This is a genomic window from Porphyrobacter sp. GA68, assembly GCF_022605525.1.
GTDB lineage: Bacteria > Pseudomonadota > Alphaproteobacteria > Sphingomonadales > Sphingomonadaceae > Qipengyuania_B.
The window spans coordinates 1,385,700-1,400,297 of record NZ_JAKQYJ010000001.1 but is presented as its reverse complement, the minus strand read 5'-3'; the positions used below and the strand labels follow the sequence as shown (position 1 = coordinate 1,400,297).

18 protein-coding genes are annotated in these 14,598 nt (G+C 64.5%); 9 read left to right on the top strand and 9 right to left on the bottom strand.

Translation table 11 applies throughout. The annotated features are described in order from the left end of the window. Positions 1-56 precede the first annotated feature (56 nt). The 8 genes from LHJ54_RS07025 to coxB all read right to left on the bottom strand — a co-directional run bounded on the left by LHJ54_RS07025 (position 57) and on the right by coxB (position 6,545). Positions 57-635 (bottom strand): SURF1 family protein, encoded by a 579-nt coding sequence (locus tag LHJ54_RS07025; RefSeq protein ID WP_228243189.1) that lies wholly within the window; start codon positions 633-635, stop codon positions 57-59. Continuing rightward, positions 632-991, bottom strand: a complete 360-nt coding sequence (locus tag LHJ54_RS07020) for a DUF983 domain-containing protein (protein ID WP_228243188.1) — start codon at positions 989-991, stop codon at positions 632-634. The genes LHJ54_RS07025 and LHJ54_RS07020 overlap by 4 nt, the downstream gene beginning before the upstream one ends. A gap of 44 nt (positions 992-1,035) precedes the next feature. Then, positions 1,036-1,857, bottom strand: a complete 822-nt coding sequence (locus LHJ54_RS07015) for a cytochrome c oxidase subunit 3 (RefSeq protein ID WP_228243187.1) — start codon at positions 1,855-1,857, stop codon at positions 1,036-1,038. Between the two features lie 14 nt (positions 1,858-1,871). Then, the gene (locus LHJ54_RS07010; RefSeq protein WP_228243186.1) at positions 1,872-2,477 is read right to left on the bottom strand and encodes a cytochrome c oxidase assembly protein; all 606 of its coding nucleotides are present in this window, start codon (positions 2,475-2,477) and stop codon (positions 1,872-1,874) included. A gap of 7 nt (positions 2,478-2,484) precedes the next feature. Further along, a complete protein-coding gene (locus LHJ54_RS07005; RefSeq protein ID WP_277754031.1) occupies positions 2,485-2,610 on the bottom strand; it encodes a hypothetical protein in 126 nt (41 codons plus the stop codon). Next, complete coding sequence (locus LHJ54_RS07000; protein WP_228244324.1) at positions 2,607-3,530, bottom strand: heme o synthase; 924 nt, start codon at positions 3,528-3,530, stop codon at positions 2,607-2,609. Before LHJ54_RS07000 ends, LHJ54_RS07005 begins: the two co-directional genes overlap by 4 nt. 82 nt (positions 3,531-3,612) lie before the next feature. Continuing rightward, the gene (ctaD, locus tag LHJ54_RS06995; protein WP_228243185.1) at positions 3,613-5,352 is read right to left on the bottom strand and encodes a cytochrome c oxidase subunit I; all 1,740 of its coding nucleotides are present in this window, start codon (positions 5,350-5,352) and stop codon (positions 3,613-3,615) included. A 38-nt stretch (positions 5,353-5,390) separates the two neighbouring features. After that, entirely contained in the window at positions 5,391-6,545 is a 1,155-nt protein-coding gene (coxB, locus tag LHJ54_RS06990; RefSeq protein WP_277754145.1) for a cytochrome c oxidase subunit II, read from the bottom strand. 201 nt (positions 6,546-6,746) lie between these two features. Here coxB and pyrE point away from each other — a divergent pair, with 201 nt between their 5' ends. The 9 genes from pyrE (at position 6,747) to LHJ54_RS06945 (ending at position 12,274) form a co-directional block, all read left to right on the top strand. Continuing rightward, positions 6,747-7,334, top strand: a complete 588-nt coding sequence (gene pyrE / locus LHJ54_RS06985; RefSeq protein WP_228243183.1) for an orotate phosphoribosyltransferase — start codon at positions 6,747-6,749, stop codon at positions 7,332-7,334. Next, positions 7,331-8,065, top strand: a complete 735-nt coding sequence (locus LHJ54_RS06980; RefSeq protein ID WP_228243182.1) for a pyridoxine 5'-phosphate synthase — start codon at positions 7,331-7,333, stop codon at positions 8,063-8,065. The genes pyrE and LHJ54_RS06980 overlap by 4 nt, the downstream gene beginning before the upstream one ends. Beyond that, positions 8,062-8,340, top strand: a complete 279-nt coding sequence (locus tag LHJ54_RS06975; protein WP_228243181.1) for a pyridoxal phosphate biosynthetic protein — start codon at positions 8,062-8,064, stop codon at positions 8,338-8,340. Before LHJ54_RS06980 ends, LHJ54_RS06975 begins: the two co-directional genes overlap by 4 nt. Continuing rightward, positions 8,337-8,738, top strand: coding sequence for a holo-ACP synthase (gene acpS, locus LHJ54_RS06970; protein WP_228243180.1), 402 nt, complete (start codon positions 8,337-8,339; stop codon positions 8,736-8,738). Before LHJ54_RS06975 ends, acpS begins: the two co-directional genes overlap by 4 nt. An 89-nt stretch (positions 8,739-8,827) precedes the next feature. Further along, on the top strand, positions 8,828-9,700 hold the full coding sequence (lepB, locus tag LHJ54_RS06965) for a signal peptidase I (protein WP_228243179.1): 873 nt from the start codon (positions 8,828-8,830) through the stop codon (positions 9,698-9,700). A gap of 76 nt (positions 9,701-9,776) precedes the next feature. Beyond that, a complete protein-coding gene (locus LHJ54_RS06960) occupies positions 9,777-10,910 on the top strand; it encodes a DUF3089 domain-containing protein (protein WP_228243178.1) in 1,134 nt (377 codons plus the stop codon). Next, positions 10,907-11,377: a Holliday junction resolvase RuvX gene (gene ruvX, locus LHJ54_RS06955; RefSeq protein ID WP_228243177.1), complete on the top strand. Its 471-nt coding sequence runs from the start codon at positions 10,907-10,909 to the stop codon at positions 11,375-11,377. The genes LHJ54_RS06960 and ruvX overlap by 4 nt, the downstream gene beginning before the upstream one ends. Positions 11,378-11,420: 43 nt before the next feature. Then, a complete protein-coding gene (locus LHJ54_RS06950; protein ID WP_228243176.1) occupies positions 11,421-11,870 on the top strand; it encodes a PaaI family thioesterase in 450 nt (149 codons plus the stop codon). After that, positions 11,867-12,274, top strand: a complete 408-nt coding sequence (locus LHJ54_RS06945; protein ID WP_228243175.1) for a PaaI family thioesterase — start codon at positions 11,867-11,869, stop codon at positions 12,272-12,274. The genes LHJ54_RS06950 and LHJ54_RS06945 overlap by 4 nt, the downstream gene beginning before the upstream one ends. 111 nt (positions 12,275-12,385) lie before the next feature. Here the strand turns inward: LHJ54_RS06945 and LHJ54_RS06940 are convergent, their stop codons facing one another. Next, on the bottom strand, positions 12,386-14,578 hold the full coding sequence (locus tag LHJ54_RS06940; protein WP_228243174.1) for a transglycosylase domain-containing protein: 2,193 nt from the start codon (positions 14,576-14,578) through the stop codon (positions 12,386-12,388). Positions 14,579-14,598: the final 20 nt, after the last annotated feature.

The following is a 14,598-nucleotide window of genomic DNA, read 5'->3' as shown; positions in this document are numbered from 1 at the left end:
CGCCGGGTCACCCGTGGACACACTTGATCGCGCAGCAGCGCGGCTCCGGTCGGCGGTCAGGCGCGGGTGGTGCTGCCGCGCCGCCGCAGCGCCAGCGCGTAAATGACTATCGCGGTCGCGGCGAACAGGAACCACTGCACCGCATAGGCGAGATGGTTGTTCGGCAGGTCGTTCGGGTCGGGCTTCGCCAGCGGCTCCAGTCCCGCAGCGGGCGGATCGGCGACCAGACGCGGACCGGGCGCAACAATACCCGTCACCTCTCCGCCGCCCCATGCCGGGCTTGCGGGATCGCGCGAGAAGCCCAAGGCTACCACCGCCTCGCCACCCTCCGCGATGCGGCAGGTGGCCTGTTGTGCCCATCCCTTTGCGCCAGTCGCGCTCGTCCCCGCGACGGCGCGGGTAGCCAGCAGCTGTGTGCAGGTCACTTGCGACCGGCGGTACAGCACGTCTTCCGCCGCGTGTGACGAGGTAGGGAAGCGGACGACTGCATCGTCCTGGGCTGAAGCGCCATACTTGGCGATCAGCGCATTCTTCTCCTCAGCCCGGCCCAATTGCCAGAACCCCAGCGCGATCATCGTGGCAACTGCAAGCAAAACGATCAGGGTGGACCAGAAAGGCAGGCGCACTCCGGTCATGCAGGAGGTTCATCCACGGTTGCAGAACGTGCCTCGCCCGCACTGTTCCGGTACTCGCTGATCAGGAGCAGCGCCTTGGCCACGCGCAGCCCGCCGAGAACGGAAACAACCGTCACCGGAATCCAGATAAGGAGGTGAACCCAAAGCGGTGGAGCCACCGCGATGTCGAGCCAGATCGCCAACCCCACGAGCATGGCGCCGATGATCAGGGTCAGGAACGCGGCCGGACCATCGCCGACGTTGAAGCTGTCATAGTCCAGGCCGCAGGTCCGGCAGCGCGGGGCAAACTGCGTGGCGCCGACGAACAGAGTGCGCGCACCGCAGCGTGGACAGCAACCGAAAAGGGCAGCCTCCACAAGGGAAGGCTGCCCATTCGGTTCGCCATCAGGAACCGGGTCGGTCAATGGTAGGGCACACCCGCGCTGCCCCAGATGTACACGGAGATGAACAGGAACAGCCAGACGACATCGACGAAGTGCCAGTACCACGCTGCCGCTTCGAAGCCGAAGTGTTGCCGCGGGGTGAAGTGGCCCAGATAGGCCCGACGCAGGCACACCGCGAGGAAAATGGTGCCGACGATCACGTGAAAGCCGTGGAAACCCGTCGCCATGTAGAACGCCGAGCCGTAGGTGTTCTCTCCGAAAGGAAACGGCGCGATGGAATACTCGTAAGCCTGGATCAGCGAGAAGACCACGCCAAGGATTATGGTGGCCCACAGCCCCTTCTTCAGCCCGTCCCTGTCACCATGAATCAGCGAGTGATGTGCCCACGTCACCGTTGTGCCGGAGCACAGCAGGATCAGCGTGTTGAGCAACGGCAAGGAAAATGGATTAAGCACCGCTTCGATTGCCACGGGGGGAAACTGGCCGCCGATGACCTCGTTGATCTCGCTGGGGAACAGCGCAAAACTGAACCACGCCCAGAACCAGCCAACAAAGAACATCACCTCGGAAGCGATGAACAGGATCATGCCGTAACGCATGTGCAACTGAACGACAGGGGTATGGTAGCCCGCCTGCGATTCGTTGACGATCTTGGAAAACCAGCCGAAGAACGTCGCGATCAGGCCCGCGATGCCCAGGCCCAACACCAGCCAGTGGTTCGGCATGTCGTGCATGAACAGCACGAGACCAGTGGTAAAGGTGAATGCCGATAGCGACCCAACGATCGGCCAGATGTCTGGTGGAAGAATATGGTAGTCGTGCTGGGCTGTGCCGGCCATGGATTCAGTCTTTCTCAGCTGGTCTGCGTAGCGCTTACAGCGGCCGCCTGCGCAGGTCCAGCCCCGCTTTCAGGCTGTTCCAGCGCCTCGTGAAAGGTGTAGCTGAGCGTGATCTGCTCGATATCGGCGATGTTCTTGTCCTTGAGGATCGCCGGGTCGACGAAGAACAGCACAGGCATGCGCACTTCCTCGCCGGGCTGCAGCGTCTGCTCGGTAAAGCAGAAACATTGCACCTTGTGGAAATACTGCCCCGCCTGCGCGGGCGACACGTTGAACGACGCCACCCCGGTAATCGGCCGGTCTCCGTCGTTGCGCGCGGTGTAAAACGCCAGATCCCGTTCTCCGATCTGGACAGTCTCGGTAACCTTCACCGGCTGAAAGCCCCAAGGCAGGTCACGCGCGGTGCTGGCGTCGAAGCGGATGGAGATCGGGCGCGTGCCCGAGCTGCGCGCGAACTGCGCGGCGAGATAGGCATCGCTTTCCGTTGCCACCTGCGTCGTTCCGCCGAAGCCGGTGACTTGGCAGAAGATGCGGTAAAGCGGGACCGATGCGAACCCCAGGGCCAGCATGGCAACAGCCAGCAGACCTGCCTTCGCGGCGGTGCGCGTGTTGGCGGTCATTTCCACGTCAGTCTCCCATGCGCACGATGGTGATGGAGTAGAACAGGACCACGAAGAACAGCAGCACCGCTCCGAGCGCGAGATTGCGGCTCTTCTGGCGGCGGCGTATTTCCTGTTCGTCTTCGGGTGTCATGCCAGAAAGCCTCCGCGCGAGATATAGGCATCGGCCACCAGGGCTGCAAACAGGACAAACAGATAAACGATGCTGAACCCGAACAGGCGCTTTTCAGGACGCATCGCGTCGCCACTGGCCGCACTGCGGGTCGCGACCGGCCATGCCAGAGCAACAAAGCCCAGCGACAGAACCGCCGCAACCACTCCATAGAGCGGGCCCGCTGCGCCAATCAGGAATGGAGCAAGTGCGATCGGTGCGAGAAGGACGGCATAACCCAGAATTTGCCGCCGGGTCGATCGCTCGCCCCGCACAACGGGCATCATCGGAATGCCTGCCTTGGCATAATCAGTCTGCACAAATAGGGCCAGCGCCCAGAAATGCGGCGGCGTCCAGAAAAAGATGATGGCGAACAGCAGGATGGGCATGGCCGTCACGTCGCCTGTCACGGCAACCCAGCCGATCAGCGGGGGGAACGCGCCGGCACCCCCGCCGATCACGATGTTCTGCGGTGTGCGTGGCTTCAGCCACATGGTGTAGATTACCGCGTAATAGAACACCGACAACGCGAGGATCGCCGCCGCTAGCCAGCCGATTGCCAGTCCCATGGTGATCACTGACGCACCCGCCAGCAGCAGCCCGAAGTCGCGCGCATCGCGGCGTTGGAGGCGCCCGGTGGGAATTGGCCGGCCTGCGGTGCGCTTCATCACGCGGTCGAGATCGGCTTCCCACCACATGTTCAGCGCCGCGGCGCCGCCTGCCGCGAGGGCAATGCACAAAATTGCGGTGAAGCCCAGGACCGGGTTGATGTTGCCCGGCGCCGCCAGCAACCCGCATAGGCCGGTGAATATCACCAGGCTCATTACTCGCGGCTTGGTCAGCGCGAAGAAATCGTGCCAGTCACCTGGCATCGAAGCGGCGGTGGCGTTGGTCGCTGACATTTTCTCGCCGGGTTGAGCCCGGTCGGGGACGATGCCGGGCATCACGCGCTACCGCTTCGTTCTGCCCGGCATTTGATCATCATCAGGCGCGCGCGGGCTCTCCCGACCCGGGCGCCGTGGGCAGGTGGTTATGATAATCGTGATGATCCTCGATCACCGGAAGCGTTTCGAACTGGTGGTAAGGCGGTGGGCTGGACAGCGTCCACTCCAGCGTAGTTGCCCCTTCGCCCCAGTAGTTCGCCGGCGCCCGGCGGCCCACGGTGTGCGCGTAGATGATGTTTGCGACAAACGGGATCAACGATGCAGCGATCAGCATGTAGCCCACCGATGCCCAGTTGTTCCAGAACGCGAATGCCGCCGGATAATCCGGGATACGCCGCGGCATACCGTTCATGCCCAGGAAGTGCATGGGGAAGAACGTGATATTCACACCGATGAAGAAGATCCAGAAGTGCAGATGCGCCAGGAATTCCGAATGGAGGCGGCCGAACATCTTGCCGTACCAGTAATACCAGCCGGCAAAGATCGCGAACACCGCACCCATCGAAAGCACATAGTGGAAGTGGGCGACAACATAATACGTGTCGTGCAATGCGTCGTCGATCCCGCCATTGGCCAGCACGACGCCGGTCACGCCGCCCACGGTGAACAGGAAGATGAAGCCCAATGCCCACACCATCGGCGATTTGAATTCCAGGCTGCCGCCCCACATGGTGGCAATCCAGCTGAAGATCTTGACCCCGGTCGGTACCGCAATGATCATGGTCGCGGCGGTGAAATACATCTTCGTGTTCACGTCGAGACCGACAGTGTACATGTGGTGCGCCCACACGACGAAGCCGACGACGCCAATCGCAACCATGGCGTAAGCCATGCCGAGATAGCCGAATACGGGCTTGCGGCTGAAAGTGGCGACGATCTGACTGACCATGCCGAAGCCAGGCAGGATCATGATGTACACTTCCGGGTGACCGAAGAACCAGAACAGGTGCTGATACAGCACCGGATCGCCGCCGCCGGCTGGCTCGAAGAAGCTGGTGCCGAAATTGCGGTCGGTCAGCAGCATGGTGATCGCCGCGGCCAGAACCGGCAGGGCAAGCAGCAGCAGGAAGGCCGTGACCAGCACCGACCAAACGAACAGCGGCATCTTGTGCAGCGTCATGCCCGGCGCGCGCATGTTGAAGATGGTGGTGATGAAGTTGGTCGCGCCAAGGATGGACCCTGCGCCGGCGAGGTGCAGCGAGAAGATCGCGAAGTCGACTGCCGGTCCGGGTGAGCCAATGTCAGTGGACAGCGGCGCGTAAACCGTCCAGCCGGTGCCGGCGCCTAGAGCGCCGCTTGGGTCGCCTGGCATGAACAGCGACATCAGCAGGCTGAGGAAGCCGACAAAGGTCAGCCAGAAGCTGACGTTGTTCATGCGCGGGAACGCCATATCCGGCGCGCCGATCATCAGCGGCACGAACCAGTTGCCGAAGCCGCCGATCATCGCGGGCATGACCATGAAGAACACCATGATCAGGCCGTGCGCGGTGATCAGCACGTTCCACATGTGGAGGTTGGCGTTGATCGACGCTTCGCCGCCCATGAAGTTGACCCACCAGCCAAGGTACTGGATCCCCGGCGCGGCCAGTTCCGCCCGCATGATGCCAGAGATCGCCCCGCCGATCAGGCCCGCGAACACCGCGAAGATCAGATAAAGGGTGCCGATGTCCTTGTGGTTGGTGGACATGAACCAGCGCGCAAAGAAGCTGGGCCGTTCGTCGGCATGGCTGTGGCCATGATCCTCGTGATGGGCCTGAAATGCGTCAGCGGTAGTAGCCATTATCGTCAATCTTTCACGCAACGATGGTTCGTCAAAACTTACTGAGCCGTAGCTGTCCCGGCAGCGGCAGGAGCAGCGGCAGCAGCTGCCGCCTCAGGCGACGATGCCGCGTTGGCAGTCGCAGCGGGAACGGTCGCTGCCGCAGGTGCCGCCGCTTCAACCTCGCCTACCGTGCCGCCTTGCGCCAGCACCCAGCGTTCCCACTGGTCGCGCGGCAGCGCTTCGATGGCGATCGGCATGTATGCGTGGCGCGAGCCGCACAGTTCAGAGCACTGGCCATAATAGATGCCCGGTTCGCGGATCGTCAGCAGCTTCTCGTTCAGGCGGCCGGGAATGGCGTCCAGCTTGAACCACAGCGAAGGCACGGCGAAGGAGTGGATGACGTCAGCCGCCGTGGTTTGCAGGCGGATCGGCGTGTTCACCGGCACCACCATGCGATTGTCCACCTCAAGCTGGGCCGGGAAACCTGCCGCTACCGCTTCGGCTTCGGGCATCATGTTGGAGATGACCTCGAACTCGCCATTGTCCATGTAGGAGTAGGTCCAGTACCACTGATAACCCGTCGCCTTGATTGTGACCGCATCCTCCGGCGGAGCCTCATACTGCTTCGCCAGCAGCCGGATCGATGGAATAGCGATCAGCAGCAGGATCAGCGCCGGCACCACTGTCCACACCACTTCGATCATGGTGTTGTGCGTCGTCTTTGACGGCACCGTGTTGCGGCGGCGGTTGAACCTGACGATGACCACCAGCAGCAGCGCGAGCACAAAGAGGGAGATCGCGACAATGATCGGCAGCAGCACCCAGTTGTGCATCCAAAGCGCGTAATTGCCGGTGTTCGAATACTGATCCTGGAAAGTGAGCGACTTGCCCATGTTGTCCGTCGCGGCCGTCGGCGCACCCTTGATCCATTCAGGGCCAAGACGCTGATGCGCGGTGTCGGCTACAAGCGGACCATCGCCGCCGACGATCTCCTGCGGAGCTTCGTTGTTGGCCGGCGTCCTCGCCTCCGGCGCCAACGGTTCCACATTGGCGGGATCGGCCGGCGGCGCCAGCGGTGCCGCCACGGTCGGCGCGGCAGCAGGCGCCTGCGCCACAGCTTGCCCTGCGGCCGCAAACGTCAGCAGCAGCGCAACACACCCCAGCCAGATCGCCCCAAGCCATCTGCCTGCCAGCTTGCCCCAATTGTTCAGCGTCACGCCCGTATCTTCCGTTGCCGAATTGTCATCGTGAGCCTCTACCGGGGGCGCGGTGCCCGAATGCCGGCGGACTCGTGGTCACAGGCTGGTAAATAGGCCTGCTTGTGCCATGTCTCAAGCGCTTCTAGGAGTTTTGCCCGCAGGTCAAGTGCCGGACGCTCATGACCATAGCTTTGCACAGGAACATACAGGCCAATGACGAGTGACGAGGTGCTGCAAGTCTTTCGTGAAAGCGGCGCTCTGCTGGAAGGACATTTCCTGCTGTCCTCGGGGCGGCACAGCGGGCAGTATCTGCAGTGCGCCCGCGTCCTGATGGATCCGCGCCGCGCGGCCATGCTGGCCGAGGCGCTGGCCGGCAGCCTGCCGGAACCTGTCCGCCAGACGATCGACAAGGTCGTCTCGCCAGCCATGGGCGGGGTCATCATCGGACACGAAATGGGTCGCGCCTTGGGAAAGGAAGCAGTCTTTCTCGAACGACCGACGGGACGGTTCGAACTGCGCCGCGGCTTTACCATCGAACCGGGCGAACGCATCCTGATGGTGGAGGATGTCGTCACCACGGGCCTGTCCAGCCGGGAGGCCATCGCGGCAGTCCGCGAGGCCGGGGGCGAGGTCGTGGCCGAGGCGGCGCTGGTCGATCGGACCGGCGGTTCGGTCGATCTGGGCGTGCCTTTCCACCCGCTCGTTGCGATCCATTTTCCGACCTATGCCGAGGGTGAGGTACCAGATGCTTTGGCGGCCATGCCGCTGACCAAGCCGGGCAGCCGGGCGGGCGCGGCATGACCGTGCCTGCGCGCCTGCGGCTGGGCGTCAACATCGATCACGTGGCCACTATTCGCAACGCGCGGGGCGGAGACCATCCCGATCCGGTCCGCGCCGCCCAAATCGTCGCCCGGGTAGGTGGCGACGGCATCACTGCACACCTGCGCGAAGACCGGCGGCATATTCGTGATGACGACCTGAAGCGCATTCAGGAAGCGACGGACCTGCCCCTTAACCTGGAGATGGCCGCAACGCCCGAAATGCTGGAGATAGCGCTCAGGCACCAGCCGCATGCCGTCTGCATCGTGCCGGAGCGGCGGGAGGAGCGAACAACCGAAGGCGGTCTGGACGCGGCGGGGCAGCATAATCATCTGGCGCCTTTCGTCGCCCGGCTGAGCGATGCGGGCATTCGCGTCTCGCTGTTCATCGCGCCGGTGGAGCGGCAACTGGAAGCGGCACTGCGCCTGAAGGCGCCGGTGGTCGAGTTTCACACGGGTGAATACGCCCACGCCGACGCCGGCGCCCGGCCGGCGGAACTGCGGCGCCTAGCGGACATGGCCGCGCTGGCCACCAAGAACGGGATCGAACCGCACGCGGGGCACGGCCTTACCTACACCAATGTCCAGCCCGTTGCCGCCATCCCGCACCTCGCCGAACTGAACATCGGGCATTACCTGGTCGGTGAGGCGGTGTTTGTCGGACTGGACAGCGCCGTGCGCCAGATGCGCGAACTGATGGACGAGGTCCGATGACGAGGCAGGGCAGCCCGGATGACACCAGGTTGCGTTTGGTTGCGGCGCTCGCCGTGATCCCGTTTCTCGCGAGCATCTTTTTCCTCGGCTTCGGCCTCAATTACGGGATCATGCGGGAGTTCGCCATCGGCTGGCCGCTGTTCCTGATCTTCGGTTATGTGGCGACCTACCGCCTCGCGAAAGGCGATCTGATGAGCCCGCTGTTCACCTTGCAGGTCGCCCTGCACTGGATCATGCTGGCCCTGCTGGTCGGGTTGTTTGTGCGCTTTACATGATTATCGGCATCGGCTCTGACCTGTGCAGCATCGAACGCATCGCTGCATCCCTCGACCGCTTCGGCGAGCGGTTCGAGAAGCGGGCGTTCACCAGCACCGAAAGAGCGAAGGCGGCGGGCCGGCCGCAGACCCGGGCCGGAACCTATGCCAAGCGTTTCGCCGCGAAGGAAGCATTCTCCAAGGCCGTGGGCACGGGCTTCCGACGCGGCGTGTTCATGCGGGACATCGGCGTGGTCAACGCCGCCTCCGGCGCACCGACCCTGGCGCTCAGCGGAGGCGCGGCGAAACGGCTTGCGGAAATTACGCCGCCCGGTCACAAGGCGTTCATACATCTGACGATGACCGATGATCATCCTTGGGCTCAGGCATTCGTCATCATCGAGGCTGTTCCACAATGACTTCTCCCCCCACCCAGTCAGACACGGCGGCAGCCGAGAGCCAGTCAGCCGCCGCTCCTGCATCTGGCATAAGCGGATATTCCGAACCCATGCGCGACAAGGACGCCGGAACCAACGAGCCGATCAATTGGTGGTCCGAGCTGCGCGGTCTGGGCCTGATGCTGCTCGCGGTGCTTGCGTTTCACAGCTTTGTCGCCAAGCCGTTCTACATTCCGAGCGAATCCATGCTGCCCAACCTGATGGTGGGAGATCGCCTGATCGTCAGCAAATATCCATACGGATACAACTGGTCATCCGTGTCATTCCACCTGCTGCCGCGCAGCGACTGGCGGTTGTTCGGCTCCACCCCGGAATACGGCGACATCGTGGTTCCGGTGCACCCGGTCAGGGGAGAGGATTACATCAAGCGCGTGGTGGCTTTGCCGGGCGACCGGATCGCCATTCGCAACGGGCAGATCATCCTGAACGGCCAACCGGTTCCGCAGGCGGTCGAGCCCGCCATTCGCCTGCCGGTGGACATGAACAGCCGCTGCGACAGCTACTCCTATCCCGAAATGCGCACCCGCCTTCCTGATGGTCGGGTCGTGTGCGAAATGCCGGTCTATCGCGAGACCTTGCCCAACGGCGCGAATTACCTGATCATCGACCACCTGTCACAGGTGCTTGACGATGTGCCCGAAATCACCGTGCCGCAGAACAGCGTGTTCGTGATGGGCGACAACCGCGACCATTCGGCCGACAGCCGCGCCCCGCTCAGCCCGCTGGGCGGTGGCCTGGGTGGACCGGTGAAGCTGTCGAACATCAGCGGCCGGGCCGAGTTCATCACTTTCTCACTGGACGGAACTACCAACCTCAACCCGATAAGCTGGTTCACGTCGCTGCGGCCCAACCGTGCCTGGACCTCGCTCCGCCCGGCTGTGGCCGCGCCGCCGGCGTCAGCCACCACCCGCCCAGCCGAGTAAGGTCAAGGCACGAGTGTTCCGAGGGCAGGAGCGCAGCAGCGTTGCGCCGCCCCGCGCACCGGTCTAACGGCAAAGCGTGGCTCGCACCTTCCTGTACATCGTCGCCGGGATTATCGTTCTCGTCATCGCCGGGCTGCTCGTGCTGCGCGTATTCTCCGACCAGTTGACGCGCCTCGCCCTGGTGCCAACCGTTCCGTTCGAAAGCCAGCCATCCCTCCCGACCAATGCCTATGCCGATCCGGCGATGTGGTTTGCACGTCCGGGGCTGGCAGGACCGGACCCGACCCGGTTTCGTCCTCTTGTGGAGGGAGACGAGGATGCTTCGCCGCAGCGCCTCCCTCCACCACCCGTTCAGGACTACGCGGTATTCTTCCTCCACCCGACGAGCTACATCGAGCGCAGCCGGTGGAACGCGCCGCTCAACGACGCGCAGTCGCAGGAGGTCGCCAGGACATACCTGCGCGGCATGGCCAGTCCGTTCGCCAACGCCGCGCAGATCTGGGCACCGCGTTATCGCCAGGCGACGGTCGGCGCCTTCCTGACAGACGAGCCCGATGCCGAGGCTGCGCTGGCGCTGGCCTACGCCGATGTTGCGGCCGCGTTTCGCGCCTTTGTGGCGGGCGTGCCGCAGGATATGCCGATCGTGCTGGCCGGACACAGCCAAGGTTCGCTCCATCTCCTGACCCTGTTGCGCCAGGATGTGTCCGATACGCTGCGGACGCGGATCGCCGCTGCCTATGTGATCGGCTGGCCCGTATCGATCGAACGCGACCTGCCGGCGCTCCGCCTCCCCCTCTGCGGCTTGCCGGGAGAATCAGGATGCATCGTCACCTGGTCGAGTTTTGCTGAACCGGCTGATCCGGAAAGCCTGCTCGAAACCTACAGCACCTCGATCGGGTTCGACGGGATGGCGCGCGGAAACACCCGGATCGCCTGCACCAACCCTCTGACCGGACAAAGTGGCGGCGCGGCCCAGGCCTCCGCCAATCTCGGTACGCTGAGGCCGAGCGAGGACAACGGCGACGGCACTCTCGTTCCAGGTGCGGTTCCGGCGCGATGCGACGCGCGCGGCCTGCTGCTGATCGGTGACCCGCCGGCCATGGGCGCGGCGGTACTGCCCGGCAACAACTACCATGTTTACGATATCCCGCTGTTCTGGGCCAATCTGCGCGCCGACGTGTCCCGCCGCGTTGCCGCCTTTGGCAGGTGAGCTTCGTCACAGAAGACCCGGACGCGTTCACGGCAGCGGTGCCGGATGGCGGGGTGCTGCTGGGCCTCGATCCGGGGACCCGCACAATCGGTGTCGCCTTCTGCGACGGCGGCTGGCGGTTTGCGTCGGCCGGTGCGACACTGCGGCGAAGCAAGTTTTCGGCAGATGCGGCGGCCCTGGCGAGACTGGCGGCCGAGCGCGGCGTCGTCGGTGTCGTCTGCGGCCTGCCCCGCAATATGGACGGAACCGAAGGGCCGCGTGCGCAGAGTGTCCGCGCCTTTGCCCGCAACCTTGCGGCCACGCTCGCACTGCCGGTTCTGTTGTGGGACGAGCGCTGGTCCACCGTCAGCGCCGAACGCGCTCTGATCAGCCAGGACTGGAGCCGCGCCAAGCGGGCGGAGAGGATCGACGCCCATGCCGCGGCGATCATCTTGCAGGCCGCGATCGACCGGCTGGCGCGGGTATAGAACCCCTTGCCCTCGCCCGCGCGTCGCGCCAAGCGTCGCCGGCATGAATCGTCCCAAACCCCAATCCCATTTCGACCCAGCCCGGATCGCGCCTGCGCTGCTCGCGATGGGCCATGTCGGCTGGCTTGGCGTCCAGTACCAGGCGCATGGCGAGGATTGGGCGCAGCTGTCGCTTCCCTGGCGCGCCGACCTCATCGGCGAGCAAGAGCATCAGGTGCTCGCCTCTGGCCCCATCGTCAGCCTGTGCGACATGGCAGGCGGCCTCAGCATCTGGACCAGGCTGGGCATCTACATACCGGTCGCCACGCTCGACCTGCGACTGGATTATCAGCGTCCGGCCAAGCCGCAGCACGCGGTGACGGCCCGTGCCCATTGCTACAAGGTCACGCGCTCGGCGGCCTTTGTCTCTGGCGTTGCTCATGACGGGGAAGCCGACGATCCGGTCGCCCATTTCACCGGCTGCTTCATGAAAATCGGGAGGACGCAGGGATGAACGCAGTTGCCGGAACCCTGACCCCATACGCCGCGGCGCTTGGCATCACCGTGGCAGAAGAAGCTGGAGAAAGCGGCGCTCCGGTCCTTGCCATTGCCTTCGGTTCGCAGATCGAAGGGAGGCCCGGCGTTCTGCATGGCGGAGCCATTGGCGGACTGCTGGAAACAGCGGGCTACGCAGCTGTTGTCCACGCACTGGGGAACGGCGCAGAAGAGCGGCGGCTGAAGCCGATCAACGTGACGGTGCAATTCCTCAGTTCGGGCAAGCCCAAGGTGACATACGCCACCGGCCGGATCGTGCGTCTGGGCCGGCGGGTGGCCAACGTTGCCGTGGAGGCGTGGCAGGACGACAGGGAGCGCCCGATCGCGACCGCCGTGATGAACGTCATGCTGTCCGCACGCTGAGATTGCTTCCTGAAATCATAGAGGAACCGCTCGTCCTGCCATCACCCCGCAGTGAGGATGCGCTTTGTCTGCAACCGCCAGGGCCAACGGGATTACCGTTCCTGCCCGCGGCTACTCTGCTCCGCTCCTGGCGCGTTCTGCCGTTGCCCTGGCGTCTTCTTCCAACCGACGCTGCGCCTCGCGGATGCGGCGCTGCGCTTCGGCCGCCGCCTCCGTCGCCCGTCGTCGCGCCTCGTCCACTGCGGCGCCTTCCACCCGCACTCCGTCCCGTCCGATGCCAAGATCGACAGGTGCGCCGCCCACGTCGGTAGAGATCACCGCCTCGCCGTTCTCCAGCCGGATCGCTCCTTCGCCCAACCCGAACCCGTCGAGGATCGGCAGGCCGTCCGGGCCAAGCAGCGGTTCTTCCGGCGGCGGCACTTCTTCGGGTATGTCGACCGGCGCGGGCGGGCCGCTGACACCAAGCGCGCGCGTCATGAAGTCGCGCCAGATCTGCGCCGGAAGGCCGCCGCCGGTGACCCCGCCAAGCGGGGTGTTGTCGTCATTCCCGACCCACACTCCGACTACCAGATCGCCCGCCCAGCCGACGAACAGGGCATCCCGGTAATCCTGCGAGGTGCCGGTTTTGCCGAAGCTGGGTACGGAAAGCCGCGCGGCCCGGCCAGTCCCATCCGACACGGCGAGCCGCAGCAGTTGCTCCATCTGTTCCTGCGTGCCGCGCGAGAAGGAACTTGGCCCGCCGGTCAGCCGGTCGAACCAGCCCCTCTCCCCGCGGGGCAGACCGTGTGGTTCCACCGGGTAGGCATTGCCGGCCACCGCGGCATAGGCGGCGGTGAGTTCCAGCAGGCTCATCGCCGAGGTGCCCAGCGCCATCGTGGGATCGCCGGGATCCAGTTCTGCCGTCACCCCCAGAGCGCGGGCCGTCGCAATCACGTCCTTGGTGCCCACCTCCTCGATGAGGCGCACGGCCGCCACATTGCTGGACGATGCGAAGGCGTCGGCCAGCGTGATGGTGTCGGAATACTGCCCGCGCGCGTTTCGCGGGCGGTAGGTGCCTTCGGTGATCGGGGTGTTGGCGATGGTATCGTCCAGGCTCCACCCCTCCCGCAGGGCGGTGAGATAGACGAACAGTTTAAAGGTTGAGCCGGGTTGCCGCCTGGCCTGCGTGGCGCGATTGAAGGCAGAGTCGGCGTAGTTCTTTCCGCCAACCATGGCCACGACTTCGCCATTCGTCCGCATGGCGACCAATGCGACCTGTGCGCGGCCGGTGCCCGCGCTGCGCACCGCGCGCTCGGCCGCGCGCTGAAGTCCGCTGTCCAGCGTGGTGGTGACTGTCTGCCCGCTATAGCTCTGCCCCACCTTTTCCTGCGCCTGCGGCATTACCCAGTCAGCGAAATAGGTTCCGCCGGGCAGATCGTCCTTGCGCCGGACATCAAGTGCGGGGGCGCGCATCCGCTGCGCCTCGGCCGCGGTGATGAAGCCTGCATCCACCATTGCGCCGATGACCAGCTGCATCCGCCGCTCCGCCCGTTCGTAATGCCGCGCCGGATTGTAGGCGGATGGCGCCTGGAGCAGCCCCGCCAGCATGGCCGCCTGCGCGGGGGTCAGGTTTTCCGGTTGGCGATAGAAGAAGTGCAGCGATGCTGCCCGCAGTCCGTAGGTATTGTCGCCGAAATAGGCGTTGGACAGATACCGCTCCAGTATCTCGTCCTTCGTCAGCCATGCTTCCAGCCAGAACGCGATCAGCATCTCGCGCATCTTGCGGGTGAGCGTTTGTTCGGGGGTCAGGAAGGTGAACTTGGCCAGCTGCTGCGTGATGGTGGATCCGCCGCCCACCCCGGTCCAGGCGGCACGTGCCAGCCCCCTCGGGCTGATCCCCCAGTGATTATAGAACCCGCGATCCTCGATGGCGAGGAACGCTTCGACTACGTGCGGAGGCAGGCGATCCACCTCCACCGGAGCTTCGATCACCGCTCCTTTCCGAGCGATCGGCGTTCCATCCGCCGCCAGCAGCGTGATCTGCGGCGGGGCAAGCGGTTGCAGTGACTTGTTGAGGGGTGCGGTGAAGAACAGGTACGCCACCAGCACGATGAAGACGAGCAGCACACCCGCGACTATGCGCGACGCCCAGCGACGTTTGCTTGCCGCTGCAACGCCGGGCCTGCCTGTGGGCTCATCCTCCCACATGGGCTCTTCCCACGCACTCCCGCGCGGCTCTTCCAGCGAGAAGTACCGGTTTGCCTCGTCGTCGAGGTAATCGTCGCGGCGGCCGCGCGGGGTCCGGCGAGAGCGGAAAGCGTCCATTGGCTTGCTGTATTACCTAA

Bases quoted from the DNA above. Each gene is read 5' to 3' on its own strand.
- LHJ54_RS07025 (WP_228243189.1), bottom strand. From the start codon at position 635: ATGACCGGAGTGCGCCTGCCTTTCTGGTCCACCCTGATCGTTTTGCTT.
- LHJ54_RS07015 (WP_228243187.1), bottom strand. From the start codon at position 1,857: ATGGCCGGCACAGCCCAGCACGACTACCATATTCTTCCACCAGACATC.
- LHJ54_RS07010 (WP_228243186.1), bottom strand. From the start codon at position 2,477: ATGACCGCCAACACGCGCACCGCCGCGAAGGCAGGTCTGCTGGCTGTT.
- LHJ54_RS07005 (WP_277754031.1), bottom strand. From the start codon at position 2,610: ATGACACCCGAAGACGAACAGGAAATACGCCGCCGCCAGAAGAGCCGC.
- LHJ54_RS07000 (WP_228244324.1), bottom strand. From the start codon at position 3,530: ATGTCAGCGACCAACGCCACCGCCGCTTCGATGCCAGGTGACTGGCAC.
- ctaD (WP_228243185.1), bottom strand. From the start codon at position 5,352: ATGGCTACTACCGCTGACGCATTTCAGGCCCATCACGAGGATCATGGC.
- pyrE (WP_228243183.1), top strand. From the start codon at position 6,747: ATGACGAGTGACGAGGTGCTGCAAGTCTTTCGTGAAAGCGGCGCTCTG.
- LHJ54_RS06980 (WP_228243182.1), top strand. From the start codon at position 7,331: ATGACCGTGCCTGCGCGCCTGCGGCTGGGCGTCAACATCGATCACGTG.
- LHJ54_RS06975 (WP_228243181.1), top strand. From the start codon at position 8,062: ATGACGAGGCAGGGCAGCCCGGATGACACCAGGTTGCGTTTGGTTGCG.
- acpS (WP_228243180.1), top strand. From the start codon at position 8,337: ATGATTATCGGCATCGGCTCTGACCTGTGCAGCATCGAACGCATCGCT.
- lepB (WP_228243179.1), top strand. From the start codon at position 8,828: ATGCGCGACAAGGACGCCGGAACCAACGAGCCGATCAATTGGTGGTCC.
- LHJ54_RS06950 (WP_228243176.1), top strand. From the start codon at position 11,421: ATGAATCGTCCCAAACCCCAATCCCATTTCGACCCAGCCCGGATCGCG.
- LHJ54_RS06945 (WP_228243175.1), top strand. From the start codon at position 11,867: ATGAACGCAGTTGCCGGAACCCTGACCCCATACGCCGCGGCGCTTGGC.
- LHJ54_RS06940 (WP_228243174.1), bottom strand. From the start codon at position 14,578: ATGGACGCTTTCCGCTCTCGCCGGACCCCGCGCGGCCGCCGCGACGAT.